The 19,687-nt window shown below is 62.4% G+C and carries 22 protein-coding genes and 1 tRNA gene; 5 read left to right on the top strand and 18 right to left on the bottom strand.

Translation table 11 applies throughout. The annotated features are described in order from the left end of the window. Window positions 1-37: 37 nt before the first annotated feature. From queC to AV059_RS09975, 4 genes are all read right to left on the bottom strand, one after another. Window positions 38-736: a 7-cyano-7-deazaguanine synthase QueC gene (gene queC / locus AV059_RS09990; protein WP_058994271.1), complete on the bottom strand. Its 699-nt coding sequence runs from the start codon at window positions 734-736 to the stop codon at window positions 38-40. Window positions 737-755: 19 nt separating this feature from the next. After that, window positions 756-1,538, bottom strand: coding sequence for a 7-carboxy-7-deazaguanine synthase QueE (locus AV059_RS09985; RefSeq protein WP_058994270.1), 783 nt, complete (start codon window positions 1,536-1,538; stop codon window positions 756-758). After that, window positions 1,538-1,987 (bottom strand): 6-pyruvoyl tetrahydropterin synthase family protein, encoded by a 450-nt coding sequence (locus AV059_RS09980; RefSeq protein ID WP_058994269.1) that lies wholly within the window; start codon window positions 1,985-1,987, stop codon window positions 1,538-1,540. Before AV059_RS09980 ends, AV059_RS09985 begins: the two co-directional genes overlap by 1 nt. A gap of 226 nt (window positions 1,988-2,213) precedes the next feature. Continuing rightward, window positions 2,214-2,504, bottom strand: a complete 291-nt coding sequence (locus AV059_RS09975) for a hypothetical protein (protein ID WP_058994268.1) — start codon at window positions 2,502-2,504, stop codon at window positions 2,214-2,216. Window positions 2,505-2,658: 154 nt separating this feature from the next. Between AV059_RS09975 and AV059_RS09970 the strand changes: the two genes are divergently transcribed. After that, window positions 2,659-3,033: a response regulator gene (locus AV059_RS09970; RefSeq protein WP_058994267.1), complete on the top strand. Its 375-nt coding sequence runs from the start codon at window positions 2,659-2,661 to the stop codon at window positions 3,031-3,033. A gap of 109 nt (window positions 3,034-3,142) precedes the next feature. Continuing rightward, window positions 3,143-3,832, top strand: a complete 690-nt coding sequence (locus tag AV059_RS09965) for a hypothetical protein (RefSeq protein WP_058994266.1) — start codon at window positions 3,143-3,145, stop codon at window positions 3,830-3,832. A gap of 463 nt (window positions 3,833-4,295) precedes the next feature. Here the strand turns inward: AV059_RS09965 and AV059_RS09960 are convergent, their stop codons facing one another. Continuing rightward, window positions 4,296-5,624, bottom strand: a complete 1,329-nt coding sequence (locus AV059_RS09960; RefSeq protein ID WP_058994265.1) for a M28 family peptidase — start codon at window positions 5,622-5,624, stop codon at window positions 4,296-4,298. Window positions 5,625-5,686: 62 nt separating this feature from the next. Then, entirely contained in the window at window positions 5,687-6,019 is a 333-nt protein-coding gene (locus tag AV059_RS09955) for a hypothetical protein (protein ID WP_058994264.1), read from the bottom strand. Window positions 6,020-6,234: 215 nt separating this feature from the next. On the opposite strand from AV059_RS09955, the gene AV059_RS09950 reads away from it, so the two are divergent. Continuing rightward, window positions 6,235-6,471, top strand: a complete 237-nt coding sequence (locus AV059_RS09950) for a hypothetical protein (RefSeq protein WP_058994263.1) — start codon at window positions 6,235-6,237, stop codon at window positions 6,469-6,471. A gap of 11 nt (window positions 6,472-6,482) precedes the next feature. Here AV059_RS09950 and AV059_RS09945 read toward each other — a convergent pair whose 3' ends face one another. The 7 genes from AV059_RS09945 to AV059_RS23070 form a co-directional block, all read right to left on the bottom strand. Further along, window positions 6,483-6,800 (bottom strand): 2Fe-2S iron-sulfur cluster-binding protein, encoded by a 318-nt coding sequence (locus tag AV059_RS09945; RefSeq protein ID WP_058994262.1) that lies wholly within the window; start codon window positions 6,798-6,800, stop codon window positions 6,483-6,485. 22 nt (window positions 6,801-6,822) lie between these two features. Continuing rightward, window positions 6,823-8,217, bottom strand: coding sequence for a selenium-binding family protein (locus AV059_RS09940; RefSeq protein WP_058997548.1), 1,395 nt, complete (start codon window positions 8,215-8,217; stop codon window positions 6,823-6,825). 112 nt (window positions 8,218-8,329) lie between these two features. After that, window positions 8,330-9,232 (bottom strand): NAD(P)-dependent oxidoreductase, encoded by a 903-nt coding sequence (locus AV059_RS09935; protein ID WP_058994261.1) that lies wholly within the window; start codon window positions 9,230-9,232, stop codon window positions 8,330-8,332. 60 nt (window positions 9,233-9,292) lie between these two features. Next, on the bottom strand, window positions 9,293-10,177 hold the full coding sequence (locus tag AV059_RS09930) for an NAD(P)H-binding protein (RefSeq protein ID WP_058994260.1): 885 nt from the start codon (window positions 10,175-10,177) through the stop codon (window positions 9,293-9,295). 350 nt (window positions 10,178-10,527) lie between these two features. Beyond that, a tRNA-Arg gene (locus AV059_RS09925) sits at window positions 10,528-10,600 on the bottom strand. Window positions 10,601-10,707: 107 nt separating this feature from the next. Then, window positions 10,708-11,292: an NUDIX hydrolase gene (locus AV059_RS09920; protein ID WP_058994259.1), complete on the bottom strand. Its 585-nt coding sequence runs from the start codon at window positions 11,290-11,292 to the stop codon at window positions 10,708-10,710. 42 nt (window positions 11,293-11,334) lie between these two features. Beyond that, window positions 11,335-11,919: a 2Fe-2S iron-sulfur cluster-binding protein gene (locus AV059_RS23070; protein ID WP_004958689.1), complete on the bottom strand. Its 585-nt coding sequence runs from the start codon at window positions 11,917-11,919 to the stop codon at window positions 11,335-11,337. A gap of 144 nt (window positions 11,920-12,063) precedes the next feature. Between AV059_RS23070 and AV059_RS09910 the strand changes: the two genes are divergently transcribed. Continuing rightward, window positions 12,064-12,513: a type IV pilin gene (locus AV059_RS09910; protein ID WP_058994258.1), complete on the top strand. Its 450-nt coding sequence runs from the start codon at window positions 12,064-12,066 to the stop codon at window positions 12,511-12,513. A gap of 18 nt (window positions 12,514-12,531) precedes the next feature. On the opposite strand, the gene gnd is transcribed toward AV059_RS09910, so the two are convergent. Then, on the bottom strand, window positions 12,532-13,431 hold the full coding sequence (gnd, locus tag AV059_RS09905) for a phosphogluconate dehydrogenase (NAD(+)-dependent, decarboxylating) (RefSeq protein WP_058994257.1): 900 nt from the start codon (window positions 13,429-13,431) through the stop codon (window positions 12,532-12,534). A 264-nt stretch (window positions 13,432-13,695) separates the two neighbouring features. Between gnd and AV059_RS09900 the strand changes: the two genes are divergently transcribed. Continuing rightward, a complete protein-coding gene (locus AV059_RS09900; RefSeq protein ID WP_058994256.1) occupies window positions 13,696-14,793 on the top strand; it encodes an aminopeptidase in 1,098 nt (365 codons plus the stop codon). A gap of 243 nt (window positions 14,794-15,036) precedes the next feature. Here the strand turns inward: AV059_RS09900 and flaJ are convergent, their stop codons facing one another. From flaJ to AV059_RS09880, 4 genes are read right to left on the bottom strand one after another with little or no spacing between them, the layout of a single operon-like run. After that, on the bottom strand, window positions 15,037-16,785 hold the full coding sequence (flaJ, locus tag AV059_RS09895; protein WP_058994255.1) for an archaellar assembly protein FlaJ: 1,749 nt from the start codon (window positions 16,783-16,785) through the stop codon (window positions 15,037-15,039). A gap of 2 nt (window positions 16,786-16,787) precedes the next feature. Then, window positions 16,788-18,461 (bottom strand): type II/IV secretion system ATPase subunit, encoded by a 1,674-nt coding sequence (locus tag AV059_RS09890; RefSeq protein WP_058994254.1) that lies wholly within the window; start codon window positions 18,459-18,461, stop codon window positions 16,788-16,790. Window positions 18,462-18,475: 14 nt separating this feature from the next. Beyond that, complete coding sequence (locus tag AV059_RS09885) at window positions 18,476-19,237, bottom strand: ATPase domain-containing protein (protein WP_058994253.1); 762 nt, start codon at window positions 19,235-19,237, stop codon at window positions 18,476-18,478. Then, complete coding sequence (locus AV059_RS09880) at window positions 19,234-19,686, bottom strand: CARDB domain-containing protein (protein ID WP_058994252.1); 453 nt, start codon at window positions 19,684-19,686, stop codon at window positions 19,234-19,236. Before AV059_RS09880 ends, AV059_RS09885 begins: the two co-directional genes overlap by 4 nt. Window position 19,687: the final 1 nt, after the last annotated feature.

Below are 19,687 nucleotides of genomic sequence, written 5' to 3'. Positions count from 1 at the left end.
GCTCGTTGGGGGCGGGAGACACCCGCCTGCAATCTACTCACTCAGCGTACGTCGGTCGCTCCGCGTACTCGATGGGGTCCCGTTCCCCGATGCGCTGGAAGGCTTCAAGCCGGAACGCGCAGGCGTCACACGTTCCACAGGCCGGTTCGTCGTCCCGGTAGCAGCTCCAAGTGTCCGCGTATGGGACACCGAGTTCGACGCCGCGTTCGGCGATGTCGGTCTTGGACCACTCGACGAAGGGCGCGACGAGGTCGATATCGGTGTCGGGTTTCGTGCCGGCGTCGATGACGCCCTGAAAGGCGTCGAAGAAGGCGGGCCGACAGTCCGGATATCCCGAGAAATCCTCGCTGTGGGCGCCGATGAAGACGGCTCCGCAGTCGTTGGCCTCGGCGTAGGAGACGGCCATCGACAGCAGATTCGCATTCCTGAACGGGACGTACGAGGTCGGAATCTCGTCGCTTTCGGTGTCGGCGTCCGCGACGTCCATCGAGTCGTCAGTCAGTGACGACGCGCCGATTTGAGTGAGATGGCCGGTCTCAACGTGAAGGAAATCAGCCGCGTCGACGTGGTCGGCCAGCGCGCTGGCGCAGTCGTACTCCCGGTCCTCGGTGTTTTGCCCGTAGCTGGTGTGCAGCAGATACAGGTGGTCGTAGCCGCGGGTCTGTGCTTCGTAGGCCGCCGTGGCGCTGTCCATGCCGCCGGAGGCGAGCACGACAGCGCGGGTGTCATCAGTCATCTGTAGTCGGTCAGGTCAGTCAGGTGCCCGGTGCGTCGTTCCAGAGGTCGACGTGGAGTCGCGGCGTGTATCGGTAGCCGTACTCCAGCGCGAGGTCCGCGACCGTCTCCCGGGTCGCTTCGAGCTGGTCGCGCGTCTGTCCTTCCGGCATCAGTAACACGTCGTCGTCACGAACGCGGGTCGACGCAGTGTCGCGGAGTTGCTCGACGAGACGCTCGATTTCGGCCATGTCTTCGCGGCCCGTAACGACGAACTTCAGTTGCGTGTCGTAGGTTTCGACGAGTTCGGCCAGCGTCGGCACGTCGAGCCGGCGCTCCTCGTGGCGGTCCGCCCACTCGCCGTTACCGTCGGGGTCGCGGTCGGGCGTCGGCGTGCTGGAGGCCAGTTTCGGGCTGACGCTGGCGAGGTCGATAGGGGCATCGGGGACGACGGTCCCGTTGGTCTCGACCGTCGTGTGATAGCCCCGGTCGGCCAGCCGTTCCAGCAGGTCCGCACTGGCGTCGTGAATGAGCGGTTCGCCGCCGGTCAGGACGACGTGGTTGGCGTCGTACTCCTCGATAGCCGCAAGCACGTCGTCGACAGCGAACCAGTCGTGGGTCGGCTCCCACGAGGTGTGATAAGAGTCACAGAACCAGCACCGCAGGTTACAGCCGCTGGTCCGGACGAACACGCTCGGGACGCCGGCCAGTCGCCCCTCGCCCTGAAGGGACTGGAACAGTTCGTTGATCGGGAGGTCACCCGACTCTGCGTCGGCGTCGGTTCCCTCGATGTCGACCCCGGGCGCGTCGTTTGCGACCGGCATCAGCGGATACAGAGTTCGCTTGTCTCCCGAACGGAGACGGCAACATCCGATACGGTCTCCGGGAGGCGGTCGGCGAGGCGCTGTTCCAGTATCGCGGCCATGACCTCGGCTGTCGGCGGATGGTCGAGGACGACCACGGCATCGCCGTCGCCGCTGGCATCGAACGCCTCGACCAGCGGGTCGCCGGCCTCAAGCAGGAAGCGGTGGTCCCACTCATCAACCACGTCCGTGATTTCGCCCTTGTCGACGACCCACCCCTCGTCTGTGAGTTCGCCGGTAACGCGGACAGTGATTTCGTAGTTGTGTCCGTGCGGGCGCGAGCATTTCCCGTCGTGGTGTAGCAGTCGATGGCCCGCGGAGATCCGCAGCGGCCGGTCACCGCCGACGACGAGTTCGCGTTCGCCAGCGTCGGCGAGCGTGTCCTCGGCCTTCGATAGTCGCTGAGACATACCACGGTATTATCATTCGGTGTCTTAACTCTCACGGGAGCTGGTCCGCCAGTGCCTCGGTACCACGGGAACCTAGATGAGAGGAAGTCCGGTGGTAACTGTCGGCAATTGAATGAAGTAGGAGATGCGTATCGAGAGCAGATGGACAGCGACTGGAGAGCAGCTTTCATCAGGCAAGGTCGCTCAGCAGCTTCCGTAGCCGTTCTGCGTGTTAGTGATAGCCAAATTATTCGGAGAGTGGTCCGTCGTTGGCGGCCGCAAGTCGTCGGTTCATCGCTCGTAGATACTCGGCGGCAGCGTCGGGATGGTCGGTATCAAGCGCGGAGTGCACTTGCTCGCAGCCGTGGAGCAACTGCGAGCGCAACTCACAGTCCGGGAGCTTGTTCCGGCTGACCGTCTCGGCTGTGGCAACTGTTTGCCGAGCCGTATCAAACTCCGCGTCGCTGATCGCCGTCTCGCCCTCTTCAACGAGTTGTGTCAGCACCGCGTGTACGTCGCTGGGCAGGTCTCTGGACACAGACGCTGTTCGGTATGCACAGTGATAACGGCCGTGTTGAGTGGACAGCGGAGAACGAGGCGCAAGCTCCAGACGACAGTTACTGCGAACAGTGACGATTACTCCCAAGACACACTGACGGTGGTTTTAATCTGTTCTGTCCCTTGTGTGTACTATGACGACCGATCGGCTGTTGTTAGTCGAAGACAGCGATTTTCTCGGGACACAACTACAGGACGCGCTTCGCGGCTACAACTTCGCCGTCGACGTCGTTTCGACTGCCCGTGAAGCAGAGCAACACGTTGCCCGAAACGAGGTCGACTGTGTCGTAACGAACTACGACCTGCCGGACGAAACGGGTATCAAGCTGGCCGAAGACCTGCCCGACACACTGCCGGTGCTCCTGCTGACAACGACCGAACTGGAATCTATTGCTACGGAGGCACTGGAGGCCGGTGTAACCGATTTCGTCCACAAAGACAACATTGTCGGAGAGATGAATATCGTCGCCAACCGAGTCTCCGTGGCGGTCCGTGCAGGCCGGGAGTAACCTCGAAGCACAGCGGTCGGGTGCGGTGGGCGGCGGCCGGTATCGCGGGCGACTATCGGTAGCGGACATCGGCGTAAGGGATAGGTCGCTGCAGCCCACAGAGTCGGGTGTGACACGACGTGCCGTCGAACGGGAGTTCGAACGTTACCTCTCGCAGTTCGTCGACGAGACGTACGCGGCCTTCGACGTGGCAGCCGTGCTACACGGGTCAAACGGGAGCGGAAGCCGTGTTGCGGGCAAACTGCTGAACAACAGCCGCCCGCTGGAACGCCACGTCGTCCGGCCGAAACTCCAGTCCTACCAGCAACAGATACTCGACCAACTGGAGCCCGTACTGGATTACGCCGCCACTGATGCGGCGTTCGAGACCTATGCTGACGAAGTGCTGGCCCGTGATATCTACTGGAACGCGCTCCGGGACACCGTCCGTGGCGACCAACGAGATCAGATCCGAGAGCGACTGCTGGCTCGCCAGCAGTCGTTCGGTGACGACCTCGCGCCGCTTGTCGCCGCCGACAGCGACGACTTCTGGACGGCCGTCACCGACACATACGATCAGGAGACGGCGACGGAGATCGTCCAGACGCATTTCGAATTCTCCGTTCCACTACAGGAAGAACAGAACGCCTTCGCTTTCGAACTGAGCATCGACCCCGGCGAGGTGCTGGGCGGTCTGGCACGAGCGCTCCCCACGCTCGATGTCGAGTTCACCGACGAGGCGTTGCGGTCGATGCGCCGCGCCGAACAACAGGTCATTCCGTCGGCGAAGGCTGACGTGGAACAGGCGTACGAGTCATAGAACCCTCGTCGCCGGGTGTCGGTTTCTACAGCACGCGCTACCAGCTGGTATTCCGCAGAAGTTCGGTCCAAAAGTGGACACGACGGCCGCCTTGGCACGTGGACGGCCGTCGCGTCAGGTATTGGTGTTGGTGTTGACTGACGACGGCAGGGATGGTTTACTCACGTCGGCTCGGCCTCGGACTCCGCGAGACCGAATAGCATGGGAGCTTGGCAGCGAACGCCGATGACGGCGTTCACGTGTGGCTTCAGTACGTAGACCAATCGACCTGCCATCGATTTCCATGTACCCATATGGTAAATAGCCTACGGAATATGTTACTTCTATACTGAGTAAATCATTATATTCAACCGTCAGCGACCAGAGAACCGGAATGCGGGAGGGGGCGAAAATACTAGAAATCTGGTAGTTCTTTCGTACAGGTCGCGGAGTCGAACGTGACAGTGGAGGGACTGGCGTCGCGTCAGTCATCGAAGGGCCAGTCACCTGTAATCCGCATCCCTTCGGCGAGGTTCTGGGCTTCGAGCGCATCGGCGATTGCCGCGGGATCGCTGTGAGCAGGCTGCACTGAGTCGTCTGCAAGCGTCACGGCGAGTTCGGTCAGGAGGACTGCCTGCTCGCGGAACGTCCGGGGTTCCAGTTTATCCAGCGTATCGGCATGGGTGTGGCCCCAGCCGCGACCCTCGCCGCCGGTTTCGCTGGTCACGTGGTAGCCGGGGACGCCCCGCCGCACGAGCGGCCAGTGGTCGCTATGGGGGCCTTGCTCCGGCGTGAGCGAGATAGGGTGGTCAAAGCGGTCGGCCACAGCCTCGGCAGCGGCCGAAAGCGCGTCGAAGCCGTGCGTGTAACACTTCAGCGTGCGACCCTGCACGACGCCGTCGAAGTTGAGCACGGCCGTTACGTCGTCGAGGGCAATTTCGTCGGCCAGGCGGTTCGAGCCGACAAGTCCGACCTCCTCGGAACCGAAGGCGACGAACTCCACGCGTGTCTCCAGTTCGTCCTCGCGGCCGGCCAGCGCGCGGGCCACCTCGACGACCATCGCCGTTCCGGCCCCGTTGTCCATCGCCCCCTCCGCGATGTCGTGGGCGTCGACGTGGCTAGTCACCAACAGTCGCTCGTCGGTGTCCGGTCCCAGTTCGGCGTGGACGTTCTGGCTCGTCGCGTCGGGTGTCTCGCAGTCGACGCTGACGGTAACATCGTTACCAGCGTAGCGACGCGACAGTCGCGCGCCCGCCTCGCTGGCGACGCCGATAGCCGGAATCTCGCCGATTGGTGCGTCCGCCGTGCCGACGCTCCCGGTCGGCGGCAGGACGCCTTCGACGTGATTACGGTAAATAAATCCGACTGCGCCGGCCTCGACGGCGTGATAGTACTTCTCCCGTCGGTGGATGTACCGGTCGTACCAGTCGGGTACGTCCGAGCGGGCCAACACTATTTCGCCCTCGCAGTCGGCGTCCTCGAAATCCTCCGGAAGCCCGTGACCGACATCAACCAGTTCACCAGTCACCTCGTCGGCCGGCGACCGCGGGAGGGCGATGCATTCGTGGGCCTGCGCCGCGACCGGTGACCCATCGACGTGGACAGCGCTTTCACCCCGTTCCCAGCCCTGTATCCCGAACTCGGAGAGGCGAGCGTCGCGGGCGTACGCCGCCAGCGCGTCCCGGGTCGCTTCTGCGGCCGCCCGTTCGCCGTCGCTGCCCGCCATCCGGTTCCCGATGTTGACCAGCGTCTCCAGGTGGTCCCACCCGACCGTGCTGGTGAACGTCTCGCCGATCCAGTCAGTGTCGTCCATACGTCCCGGTGGGGGCGTGCCGGGTTTGAAATTAGGGGTACTCGTTCGGGGATCGGCTGCGATTACGACGATGCAAGCGGGCCGTACCGACTGGTGAGTCCATAGCCCAGAACGGCCAGTGCAGTGATGGCGAAGCCAAAGAGGAGCAAGGAGAGAATGAGGTCAAGCGGCGTGACGGCGACGGCCGGCCGACTCACGAGGCGATAGTACGTCGAAAAGATCCCACTGCCGAGGACACTGGCGACGAGAAATCCGCCGAAACTGGCGAGACCGACGGCAGAGGCGGCGGCGGTGCAGTACCGCTGGGACAGGTCACGCCGCCTGGCGTCGACGTACACCAGTGCGGTGACGGCCGGCGACACGAACAGGGCGACGACAATCGGGAGGAGGGTCATATCTGGGAGATGGCTGGTACAAAACATAAAATCAGCCTTCAGTAGCCGGCCGGTCAGCAGTCTGGTGCGCCGTTGCCCGGGGCGCGTGGCATCGACGCCAGCGCCGTCGCGGACGTCCGGCGGCTATCGAGGCCGAAACCGACTGCATCGAACTGGTGACGGAGTTCGGACCGTCGCGGAGTACGTTTTTGCCGATTCCGTCCGACTATCCGGGTATGTCCGCCACACTGCGCGAAGCAGTCGCCGAGCCGGTCCGGGACGCCGTGCCGTTCCTGGTCATCACCGTCCTGTGGGTCGTCGTGATGGTCGTCCTCTACGGGCTCTTTCTCGTGACCAAGCCGAGCGATATTACGTACGACGCCTGGGTCCACGCGACAGTGTTCGTCATTCCAGCTATCGGGTTTCTGGGACAGGTACTCCAGCAAGCGCTGTCGGGCCAGCACCGGGCCTAACCGGCTCCCCGTTACTTCCAGGGGTTCGGGACCAATTCGGCCTGCACCGTCGCGCCGACGGCGAGGTGCGTGTCGGTCGTCGGCTCGGCGATACAGAGCAGGACGTAGCCGTTCGCCAGATGTTGCTCTTTGAGCGCCCGCGGCGGGCGATGATGGACCACGTCGCCGGACAACAACCGAGCCGTACAGGTCCCACAGGCGCCGGTCCGACAGCCGAACGGTAGCCCGATACCCACGGCTTCAGCGGCGTCAAGTATCGTCTCGCCGTCCGGCACCGAAATCGTCTCGGTACGCTCGCTGTCCCGCCAGTCCAGCAGAACCTCGGTCATCGGCCGCTCGGTCGCGTCGCCCTCATTGCCACACGTCGCTGGTACAGTCGCCGTCGGGCCACCGGATCTCGTGGGCGCGAGCAGGCCCTTCGGGCAGGTCGCCGAAGTCCACGAGGAAGTCCCGGTCCAGCGACATCGTCCCCTTCCGCGGGTCCACGTCGGCTTTGAGCATCACCGACCCGTTCTCGGCTTCCTCGGGGAAGAACTGGTTGTCCCACGAGGAAAACAGCGAGGTCGTCCAGTAGAGGCGCTCGCCGTCGAGCGAGAGCTGGAGCATCTGCGGGCCGGCGACGATGTCGCGACCCTGGACCTGTTCGATGTCACCGAAGTAGCCGCCGATAGAGATGGAATCGGCCTTTCGAGGGTTCGACGGGTCCGAGATGTCGTACATCCACACCTCGCCGTGGAGCCAGTTCGACCCGAACAGGTAGCGGTCGTCCATCGAAATGAGGATATCCGTCACCAGTGCTGGCACCGGCATGTCCCATCCCTCGTGCTCGCGGTCGTCGAACTCGATGACCGGCTCGGCGTGATACTCACCGTCCGATTCGTGGAAATGGATGATGTTCGAGGACAGCGCCGCGCCGACGTAGCCGTGAGTGCTCTCGGGCGTGTGCAAAAACCGGGCTTCCAGCGGAATCAGGCCGTCCTCGCCGAGGTCGATGGTCTGCTCGACGGTGCCGGCCTCCCAGTCCCAGAAGTTGAGCTGCTGACCGTACTTGCCGTCCTCGACGTCGTCCAGGTCGAAGCCGGGGTAGTACGTCTTCGGGGCCGCCCACTCCGTCGACAGCATCACGTTCTGGCGGGGCTGGTACCAGTAGTCGTAGTTCATCTCGATCTCGCCGGGCGGGTCCCACCGGCCCTGCACCTCGAAGTCGTCGTTCAGTTCGAGGAAGCCACCAGGGAGGTCGCCGTCGGCATCGCCGAGCATAGAGATGAGGATCTCGCCGTCAGGGATGCAGTGGACGGTGTGGGGCGCGGAGAGGTCGTGCTCGTACACCGCCTCCGGTTCGATGACTTTCGTCAGTTCAGGGTCCCGGCGTTCCTTGGTGTCGACGATGTGGATGCGCGAGGACCGCTGGCCGGGAATGACGAGATGCCGGCGCTCCAGCCCCTCCATGTGGCACGAGGAGGAGCAGGCGTTCCACCCGAAGTGGTGGAGTTCGTCGCCCTTGTTCGGCATTGTGACCCGGTTGATTATCTCGCTGTAGGTGTCTGAGTCTGGGTCTACGTCGACGACGGCCAGGAAGTCCGGCGCGTCGACGTCCTGACCGACGTGCAGACCCATCACGTACGCGGTCCGTTCGGGCTCGGCCTCCTCGATGGCCGCCTGCGGGGTGGCATAGCCCGGTCCCTCGTGGTCGTGGTCATGATGATCGTGTGTCCCGCTCTCGGCTGGCTGCTCTGTGTCACTCATGCGTGTTAGTTTCATACACATTCCATTTTAGTAATGTGTTCCGGCTGAAACAGCCGCTACATGCGGCGCGGTAATGGCGGCGTCCGGAACAATGCGCGGGCCACCGCTGGCTTCACGCCAGTTGTCGCCAGCTCCAGATCGGTTCCCAGTCGAGCAGCCGCTCGGCTTTCGACGTGTCGATGAGCGCTGTGTACGGGTTCGCGTCGTCGGCTGCCGGTCCCCGGTAGTCAGCCTTGGGGTACAGTTCCGCCGCGAGTTCGGCGCTCGGTGTCTCTGCGCTCGTGTCCGGGGCCGATACCCAGAGCCGCTCGTGGCCGTCGAACGACGCCTCGATGGCTGCTTCGACGAGCGTGACAGCGTCGGTAGCGTGGACATAGCCACAGAGCGTGTTGCGCTGGGTGTGGAAATGCGCCGAGTTCCGGAGTCCGGTGAGGGTACGGTCGGCCTCGACAAACGTCTCCTGAGCCAGGTCATCGTCAACGACCCACGGGAACCGAAGCGATGTGATGGTCTCCGGCGCGTCCGCGCTCCGGCGGGCGAATCCGTCGGCGGCGATCTCCAGTGTCTGCTTTCCCATTGCATACGGGTTCGATGGCGTGAGTCGGTGGTCCTCGTCAATCGGGAGGTAGTCGACCGTAATCGGCTCCGGTTCGAACCCGCCGCCGATAGCGCTGAAACTCGACGCCAGCGCAACCGTGTCGATTCCCAGTTCGCCGGCGACTTCCAGCACGTGATAGCTGGACATGACGTTGCTCTCGTAGGTCCGGTATCCCGGCGTCTGGTCGGGCGTGGGAATCATTCCGAGGTGGACGACAGCGTCGGCATCGTTCTTTGCGAGTGCACCGTACACCTCGCCCGCATCGAGCAGGTCAGTCTTGATGTATGCGTCCGAGTGTGTCTCGTCGCGCTTGCCGCGGGAGAGGTTGACCGTTCGATACCCGGCTGTGGCCAGATGTTCGAGAACGTGCTTGCCAATGCGGCCGTTGCCGCCGGTGACGGCGACCGATTCAGGCATGCGAGGGTATGCAGCAGACAGGCCCAAAGGGGTTCCGCCGGAACACGCCGCCGCCAGTCGTCACGCCGCAGCAAGCGCCTTCCGAACGGCGTCCTTGATCGGCGTCTGGTCGATTGGCACGGCATCCTGCAGGTCCATTACCGGGTCGACCGTGACCGGGTTCCGCATACTCTCGGCCAGCGGCCGGGCAATGGCGTACTGTACGTCTGTCGTGAATCGAAGCCAGTGCGAGGACAGGCCCGGCGTCATCACTGGCACGGGAACGATAAACACCCGCTTGCCCTTCTCCATCGCGGTGAGTTTCAGCAGCGACTCGTAGGACCACACCGATGGCCCGCCGATGTCGTAGGTCTCGCCACGGGTCTCGTCGGCATCGAGTAACTCCACGAGGTAGCTGATAGCGTCGTCGACGCCGATGGGCTGACACGGCGTTCGGACCCATTTCGGGACGAGCATCAGCGGTAGGCGGTCGGTCAAGTCGTCGACGATTCGGAAGCTCGCGCTCTCCGGGCCGATGATGACCGCCGCCCGGAGCACTGTGAGGTCGAACGACCCCTCCGCCAGTACTGATTCGACTTCGCGCCGCGACGCCAGATGTGGCGAGAGGTTCTCCTCGTCACCACTGATGCCGCTGAGATAGACGACACGGTCGACACCCGCAGCTGACGCCGAGTCAGCGAACCGACGAGCGTAGCGACGGTCTAGCTCAGCGAAGTTCTCGGAGGTGAGCGAGTGGATGAGGTAGTACGCAACGTCGATATCGTCACAGAGACCATCAAGGGAGTCTGGATCGCCGAGGTCACCCTCGAACGGCTCGACCCCATCGGGAAAAGATTCCTCGGTTGCGCTCCGAGAGAACGCCACCACGTCGTGGCCTGCGTCGTCCAGGGCACGAACCAGTCGCTGTCCGATGAATCCGGTCGCACCCACAACGAGCACACGCATACACTCGTACCTTGTGTCGGAACCCCAAGGACGTTGCGGCGATTCCCGTGCAGTCCTGTCGATGTCCGGGACCGTAGAACAAGACACGTGGTCTATCAGTGGGTCGCAAAAAGCGGGCGGCGAGGGATTTGAACCGAGTGGAGACGGTCGCCCTCGCTTCGCTCGGTCGCTGCGACTCCCCGGGTTCAAACCGCTCTTGTACTGCTATTCGCTCGTCACGTCCGTTCCTCGCAGAATAGCGGGCGGCGAGGGATTTGAACCACGGTCGTTCCGCTTCGCTCCACTCTCTGATTCAAATCCTCGCTGCCGGTTCACTCACGGCCTCGCTGTCGCTCGGCAGGTTCGTTGCACGGGCGGCGAGGGATTTGAACCCCCGACCATCTGGTCCGGAACCAGGCGTTCTGTCCGCTGAACTAGCCGCCCCTCGCTACAGCTTTTTCGACAGCCGCTCTTAACTATTGTGAACCGACTGGCGGACCCCGCCGTGGGTGCGTTCGACTACTGGGGACCAGAACAGTCTGAGCCGATAGTTACCCATCGAACCACTCGTCCACGCGCCGTTCCAGTGATTCATCGACTGCTCTGGGCCGGGTTTCCACCCAGGCCGCACCGTTCAGTTCGCTCGGTTGAATCGAGATGCTCCCATCCGCATAGTGGCCATCGAAGTACGCCCGGAGCGAGTGGAGTCGCTCGTCGTAGCTGTCGGCTTCGGTCCGCCAGTGCTCGATGCGAAAACAGTCCTGGATGTCACACTCGATAGCCGTCTCCTCACGCACCTCACGAACAGCAGCGGCGTCGAAGGATTCGCCGGATTCCACTCCGCCACCGGGGACGGTCCACGTTGTGTTTCCGCGATGGAGGATCAGCAGGACCCTCTCCGCATCGGCCTGGTCGGTCGGACCCATCGAATCCGATAGCTCGACTGCCTGGACGGGCGTCCGGACGACCCAGACGTAGCCACTGCCGACATACCCGTCCGCGACAACCGCCCGGAGATAGTCGAATAGTTCGTCGGAGACCACCTCATCGACGTCGCACTGGTTCACTGCGTCGTAGCGGCTGAGAAGCCGCTCTTTGTGCTGCCGGACACGCTCTCTGTTCACCTCAGTGGACATAATCGAATGAGAAACATCGAATCGACCCGCCGAACCAGCTGCTCAGGGCGACTCGCCGGTCTCAATCGTGAACTCGCTGGTCGGGTACGCGACACAGGTCAGGCAGTACCCCTCTTCCATGTCGTCGTCCATCAGCGAGTCGTTGTTGCTGTGGCGAATGTGGTCCGTCGCCGGGCCGTCCTCGATGTGGCCGGCACAGGAGATACACTGGCCCTCGCGGCAGGCGTAGGGAAGGTCCCAGCCTTCCTCTTCGCCGGCGTCGAGAATCGTCTCGTTGTTGGCGACCTCGATTGTCTCGCCTTCCTTGGCGAATTCGATTTCGTAGTACTCGACCTCGTCGTCGGCGATGTCGTCGGGGTCGAAGCCTTCGTCTTCTTCCTCGACCGCTTCACCTTCGCCAAGTTCGCCTTCGGCCTCACCAGCCGGAATCGCTACGGCACCGCCACCACCGATAGAGCGGTTGTACGGCTCCGCAAAGTCAGTCTCGGGGACTGTCGCGGCCCGCTGCTCGAGGACCTCCTGGGAGATATCTTCCGGTGCCTCCCAACCGGTCCCTTTGGCGTAGTGGAGCGCGACCACTATCAGGGTGAGCGTGGCCCCGGCGGCGAGTCCAACGAGTTCTACCATGTGCACGGCTATGGAATACTGGTTTAATTAGCTGTTGTTTCACCCGCAGCCACCCGCGAGCGGCCCGGCCATCAGATGGCTGTGTGCTCGACGGGAGCAATTAATTTCCACAGTGTTTAGTAACCTCAATTAATGAGGGAGTGTATGGGACTAAAAGATTCGTGGAACAATCTCGGTACCGCTGGGAAAGTACTCGTCGGACTGGGTGTCGGTATGGCTGTCCTACTCATCCTGATTCCAATTGTCGTCATCGTCGCGGCGGTAGTTGCGTCCTTCGTGTTAGGCATGGGTAGCGGTGGGGGCGACGTAGCTGTGGCCCCACAGGCCTCGTTCTCGTTCGAGTACGAGCAGACACCAGACGGCGTAGTGACTGTCGTGACGCACGACGGCGGTGATACGATCAACGCGGAGCAACTCACTATCGAAGTGACAGACGGAGCAACAGTGGGGTGGAACGATGACGATGGCGAGGTGACTGTCGGCGATCAGTCAAGCGTTAGCGTCGAGGGCGGAGCCGAAGTCAGCCTGGTCTGGCACGGAGACGACCAGACAACAGTGCTCGCAAAAAGTACTGCTCCGGCAAGCGAATCCTGAAGCGCCACGGTAGCAAACTCACTCCCGTCGTGGGACCTCGTGGCGACCGAAGCCGTATCGGAGTCGGCTGGCGAGGCGGCGCGCGAAGCGACCGTCGTCAGCCCGCGAACCGAACCGCTCGGCCAGCGACTGGTAGATGAGCGGCACTGGAACTTCCTGTTCGAGCGCTTCCTGTACGGTCCAGGTACCGGTCGACCCACCCTCCACTCGGTCAGCCACGTCGCCGAGGTCGTTGCCTTCCTCGCGGAACGCCTCCTCGCAGAGCTCCAGCAGCCACGAGCGGATGACGGCCCCGTTGTTCCAGGTGTTGGCAACCGATTCGAGGTCAAGATCGTACCGGCCGTTTGCCAGCAGTTCGAAGCCTTCGCCGTAGGTCTGCATCAGTGCGTACTCGACGCCGTTGTGAACCATTTTGACGTAATGCCCGGAGCCCGCCGGCCCCATCCGGTCGTGGCCGTCCGGTCCGGTCGCAACGGCATCATAGACAGGGACAAGTTCGTCGTAGGCCCACTGCGGGCCGCCGACCATCAACGAGAAGCCTAGCTCTGCACCGGCGGGGCCGCCGGACGTGCCACAGTCGAGGTAGGCCGCGTCGGTGGACTCGGCGCGGCGAACCGAGTCCTCGAAGTAGGAATTGCCGCCGTCAACCACGATGTCATCGCTGTCGAGTGTCGGAGCCAGTTCGTCCAGCGCGGCGTCGACCGGGTCCCCGGCCGGGACCATCAGCCAGATCCGTTTCTCCGAGCCGAGTTTCCCCGCGAGGTCCGCGATAGACGATGCCGGTCGAGCGCCGGCGTCTGCCGCGTCAGCGACGCTCTCCTCGTCGATGTCGAAGACAACGACTTCGTGGCCGGCTTCGAGTACGCGGTCGACGACGATGCGGCCCATGCGTCCGAGTCCGATGACGCCAAGTTCCATACCGAGGAGTCGCCGACCGAACAGGTAGGGGTTGCGGTTCGACAGAAAAGCGTGGCACGAACACCACCCGTGCCGTCGTCAGTCCTGACGCCGTCGCCAATCGGCTGTCTCGGAGGCGACCGTGGGAGAATCGCCACGAGTCCTGTCCCGTACTGCACCGGATATTCCAGCGCTGGAACGCAAAAAATCCACGGAAAACACTCACCTCAGCCGTGACAATTCGGGGACCACCGCCGTTTTGTCCCGGCCACACCTGATGAGAATATGGACGACCGCATACGCGAACACGCCCGGATTCTTGTTGACTGGAGCGCTCGCATTGACGCGGGCGACGACGTGGTACTGGCCGTTGAGGACGGTGCCCACGACCTCGCAGTCGCCGTGGCCGAGCAGTTGGGCGACCGCGGCGCGAACCTCCTGTCGACGTACCAGTCCGACGAACTCACGCGGGCCTACCTGCAAGCCCACGACGGGTCCTTCACCGAGAACCCCGAGTACGAACTGGCGCTGTACGAGCGAGCCGACAGCGTGCTGTTCCTGAAAGGGTCGCGGAATACTACCGAGACGGCCGACGTGGACAGCGACCAGCGGCAGGCGTACTCGACGGCTCGACAGGAAATCAGGGAGGCTCGGCTGGACACCGACTGGGTATCGACCCAGCACCCGACGCGGGCGATGGCCCAGCAGGCCGGAATGGCCTACGACACCTATCAGGACTTCGTCTACGACGCAACGCTACGGGACTGGGAGGCGCTGGCGGAAGAACAAGCCCGGCTGAAGGAGATTCTCGACGACGGCGAAAAGGTCCGTATCGTCGGGGACGGCACGGACATCACGCTGTTCATCGATGGCCGTATCGCTGTCAACTCCGCCGCCAGCGTGGCCTACGACTCGCACAACCTCCCCTCCGGCGAAGTGTTCACCGCACCCTACGACACCGCCGGCGTCGTCACGTTCGATGTCCCGATGACAATACAGGGTCGCCGCATCAAAAACGTCGAGTTGACGTTCAAAGACGGCGTCATCGTCGACTGGTCGGCTGAACAGGGCGAGGCAGTCATCGACGAAATTATCGGGACCGACAGTGGCTCCCGCCAGCTGGGCGAGCTCGGTATCGGGATGAACCGCGGCGTCGACCGCGTCACCGACAATATCCTCTTCGACGAGAAGATGGGCGGGACAGTCCACCTCGCGCTCGGACGCGCGTACGACGCCTGCCTTCCCGAGGGTGAATCCGGCAACGACAGCGCCGTCCACGAGGACCTCATCACGACGATGGGCGAGGGGTCGCGGCTCGAAGTCGACGGCGAAGTCATCCAGCAAGACGGCGTGTTCCGCTGGGAAGACGGCTTCGAGGGGTAGCTGTCGCGGGACTGCGGTGCTGTGGGCCGGGAGTGGCCTCCGTGCCACGACCCAGGGAAGGGCAGGTCTGCCGAGGGCTGTGCTGATACTGTTGTGATGTACCGCGAGCGGAGCGAGCGGTTTCACTCCGAGCGCGGCCGTGGCCGCGACTCGGAGGTCGTTTTTAGCGTAGATTTTTGCAAGGAGAGGTGTCCACAGCGCGCTCGAAGAGCGCGCGAGGACACCCGACGCAGTAAAAAGGTACTAGATGGCGAGGAACTGCGACACCAGCCACTTCGTGAACGTCCCGGTAATAGCGCCGATCCACGTGAGAATGACGAAGTGCATGTAGGTGTTGGCGTTGTGACCGCCGTCGACGGTCCGGATCATCAGGGACGACAGCATCGCGCCGAACATGATAATAATGATAAGCAGGAACTCGATGAGCGGGATGTTGTAGACGCTGGTGTTGATAAGCGAGGCAGCGTCAAGCCGGCTCCCAGTGCTCAGGTTGAGCGACATATCAGCGAGGATATTGACGACCTGCAGGCCGATAAAGAAGGCGAAGGTTGATGCGGCGGTCATCCCATAGAGAAGGCCGACGAGCGTTGTCGCCGCCTGCTTGCGCTTCTGGCGGAGTTGCAGCACCTGATTCATGTTCTCGGAGATAAGCTCGCCCAGTTGCTTTGGCGACCCACCCATCTCGCGGCCGATGAGGTACATCTCGGAGAAGGTCTGGATGAGATAGGAGCGACAGTCCGCGGTGAAAAAACGCCAGGCGGAGGTCGGTTCGATCCGCATATTCAGCCGTTTGTAGAGGTTATCGATGTTTGGCGAGAGCGCACCGAAGTCCTTTTTTCGGAGGGTGCGAAGCACCGCACCGGTGGTAGACTGCTTCGCGCCTTCAGTCGCACCGAGCGCGCGGATGAAGTTCGGGAACTCCGAGTCCCGGTCCTTGATGCGCTGTTCTTCCTGCCGGAAGGCGATGCCGGGGATGAGCATCGGCGTAATCGGCGCGGCGGCGTACAGCGGCAGCGGCACTTCGTCGAACATGAAAAAGAGGTCGTTCAGCGTAATCGGCGAGATACCGAGCATCCCGCCTAGGGTGATGAATACGAGCAGCATTGACAGCCCCACGCCGGCGACCATCGATTTGTTGAGCTTCGACTCAATCGGCGACGGGTACTCGACCGGGTGGAACCACACCGGGTCGTACGGGGCCATCGAACGGATGGCGAGGTAGAAGCCGGTCTGGACAAAGACGAACATCACGATAACGGCGCTGACGGTCATCGTCGGGTTCGTCCCGGTCAGCACCGGAAGGACGACGGCGAACACCAGCGCGAACGTCATCGACAGAATCATCGACAGGTAGAGGTCCTTCATCACCTCGAGGCTGTCGAGCGAACTCTTGTACACCGTCGAGTAGTGCTGGATGATCTGCTCCTGTTCGGTCAGGAGGTAGTCGTCGAGTCCCTGTCCGGCCCCGAGCGTGTACGCGAGGCGGTCGAAGAAGTCAGAAACGGCGCGGCTCGGGACCTGTTTGGCGCGGCGACGACAGGCGTCGTCAAGGCTCAGGTTCCAGGTGTCGACGAGCTGGACGATTCGGTGCATTTCCATCGCGAGTTCGCCGTACTCGTCTTCCTCGGCCAGCGTTCGGAACACCTCCATCCGGTCGATCTTCGTCGTCGCCAGCACGGTCATGTGCGTAATAAGCAGGTGAAACCGGTTGTTGAGTTCGCGCTTGCGCTGGCTCAGGAGGATCTTGGGGTAGAAAATCGCCGACGCCATCACCAGAAACCCGAGCAGGGGAATCGGGGCTCGGACTGCGAAGGGCTGATCCAGCACCAAGGCAACGACCGTCGAGATAATGAAAAAGGCGACAGCTGGCAGCAGGATGAGAAAGAGATACCGTTCCAGCGGGATCGTCATCTGGCGGTATGACTCAAGGAGCGACTGGATTGTCTCGGATATCGTCAGGTCGATATTGCTCTCGGCTTCACCCTGTGACATTGTTAGTCGGGCCTGGCCATATTGAACGGAATACCTTCGACACCGTCGCGCTGGAAGTCCGAGATGAAATCGTTGACCTCGTGATATCCCAGAATTCCCTCCTGCATGGCTCGCTCGATGAGGTTCGCACGGAACTCGAGGTCGTCGTAGATGTCACGCGTATCCTCGTAGCCGAGCAGGGTCGCGATCTGCTCTTCGAGGACGAAGGAGTTGTTCATCCCCTGGAAGATGATCTCGTCCTCGACGGGGTCCCAATTGAACACCTGCCGGGTGACGACACCGTCCATTTCCTTGGAGTAGCCCTCGATTTCCTGAACGCTCGTCACGCGGCGAAGGACTTGGTCGCCCTGCTTGACGCGGTTCTGGAACAGCGCCACGTCGGCCACGTCCATGAACGTCTCGGGGACGTTGATCGGTTCACCGGTGAAGCGCTGAATCATCGAAACGATGTCGCTCGCGTGGAAGGTCAGCATCACCGGGTGGCCGGTCTGTGCGGCCTGGAACGCCATCCGCCCCTCCTCACCACGAACCTCACCCACGATGATGTAGTCGGGGCGAGAACGTAGCGCGGCGGCAACCAAGTCGAACATATCGATGCTGGTGCCCTCGTCTTCGCCCTCACGAGTGAGGAGTTGCTGCCAGGTGTTATGCGGGGGAAGCACCTCGGCGGTGTCCTCTGCGGTGTAGATCTTTGCGTCGTCGGGAATGAACGAAGTGATCGCGTTCAGCGTCGTCGTCTTCCCGGACGCCGTCTCACCGACCACGAACACCGTCTGCTCGTTCTCCAGACAGAGCCAGAGATACGCGGCCAGTTGCGGTGACAGCGTCATCCACTTGGTAATCTGGAAGACAGACAGCGGAACGTCGTCGCCCTGACGAATCGTGAGCGAGGGACCCTTCAGGCTCACGTCATCGGAGTAGATGAGGTTCAGACGCGACCCGTCCGGGAGCGTCGAGTCGACGATAGGGTCCGAGTCGGAGACCGGGTCGCCCATCCGCTCGCCCATATTGCGGAGCCACTGGTCGAAGGCTTCCTCGCTCTGCCACTCGACTGTCGTTTCGAGCATCCCGTAGACCCCGTGGTCGACGTGGCATTCGCTGCGGCCGATGACGTGAATATCCTCGTTGGCCGGGTCGCGCATGACCGGTTCGAGCGGGCCGAGACCGACGATGTCGCGGTTCAGCCGGTAGAGGATGTTCTCGTATGTCTCCTGTGTGACTTCGACGCTACTCACGTCGGTGAGATTCGACAGACGCGTGAGCACGCCGTTTTCGCTGTCCTCGTCCCGGACCTTCGTGGTCTCCTGCAGGAGTTCCTCGATACGGTCGTCGAACTGGGCCTCGTTTTCGGGCGCGGGCTTGTTGACGCTACGCTGGAGCAGCCGGTTCCGGACCTTCCCGAAGACGGTCCGCTCATCCTCATCGAGTTCGGGCTCGATGGCGTAGTACTTCATGTCTTGGCCCACGTCGCCGTAGATATGACAGAAGATGGGGCCACCGACCGGGTAGAGGACGTTCGGCCGATTCGTCTCGTACTCGTCGTCGGCCTCGTCGATGAGCATCGGGAACTCACCGGTAATCTGTTTGAACTTCTTCAGGTGGTCCCGCAGGTGGGGCCGCCGCGCTGCCATCTGTCGAAGTTCGTCCGACGGTTTCGCACGTCCGTGGTCTGTCATATCTTAGCTCACCTTTAGGCGACACTGCGTGATTCGATGACGATGCCGGTTCCCGAGCGGACCGAGAACCCGATGGTGTCACCGACCTGTTCGCCCATGCCGGCGAATCGGAGAACGTTGATCTGCCGGCGCACGTCGTTCCCGACCTCGATCATCTCCAGTTCGATGAACACGTCGGCGATGGCCCGGAACGGGCCGATAGCCTCCTCGTCAAGCGTCGACGGGTCGACGGTGAGCATGATGCACTTGCCCTGTGAGATAACATCCCGGAAGTAGGAGATGACCTCCAGAGCTGCCTGTCGCTCCTCGTTTTGCCGGACGAGGGCTTCGAACTTGGGGTCGTTCCTGAGGATCGCGTCGAAGGTATCGATGACGACGACGTCGGCGTCCCACATCACCTCGGCCTCCATCAGTCGCTTGAGGAGTTCCTTCCGGTCGGTCTGTTCGTCGCCGCCGGTGAGGGCGTTCGATTCGCCGATGTCGGCGTGCAGGAACAGCACGTCTTCGTCGAGGATGTGGTCGACCATGTCATACGACAGCGAGTGCATCTGGTCGAGGAAGCTGCCGACGGTCAGCTCCGTCGAGAGGTACGTCACTTCGTGACCCTCTTCACAGAGGCCGTAGGTGAACCGCTGGCTCATGGCGGATTTGCCGGCGCCGTAGTCACCCTCGACGAGGATGATGCTACCGGGTGGGATACCGCCGCCCAGTTCCTTGTTCAGCCGGTCGTGATCGTCCAGTCCGAGCGAGAATAGGTCAGTACTTGCGATACTCATGTGTTGAACTCGAACACCTCCTCGTCGCCGTTGACAATCAGCTTGAGACGGTGATCCCCACCGCTGAGGTTGTCATTGATGTCGATGCGGACGACCCCACCCGGCCGCCAGCTGTTACCACCGTTTGGCTCCAGCGTCACTGTATAATCACTGGCAAACGTCCCGTCAACGAACACATCTATCTGCCCGGGGACCGGAGCTAACGTCTCCGAACCAGTGTTTTTGACGTGAATAGTGATCGTTTCGGCGCCGTTATCGTAGATGGTGTTGCTGCCGCTGTCGGAGATGATTTCGACGTCGGTCCGGACGTCGCTGCTCACGTCCAGCCCTTGTTCCGAGACAGCGTTGCTCAGTTCGCCGATACTGCTCGTAAAGACGCCGGCCACGCTTGCGGCGATGGCCATTGACGCGATGAACAGGATCAGATGTGAGACGGAGACGCTCGCCATG

It is taken from the genome of Haloarcula sp. CBA1127 (genome assembly GCF_001485575.1).
Classification (GTDB): domain Archaea; phylum Halobacteriota; class Halobacteria; order Halobacteriales; family Haloarculaceae; genus Haloarcula.
Note: the sequence above shows the minus strand (reverse complement) of the source record. Positions and strands in the feature narration are given on the sequence as shown.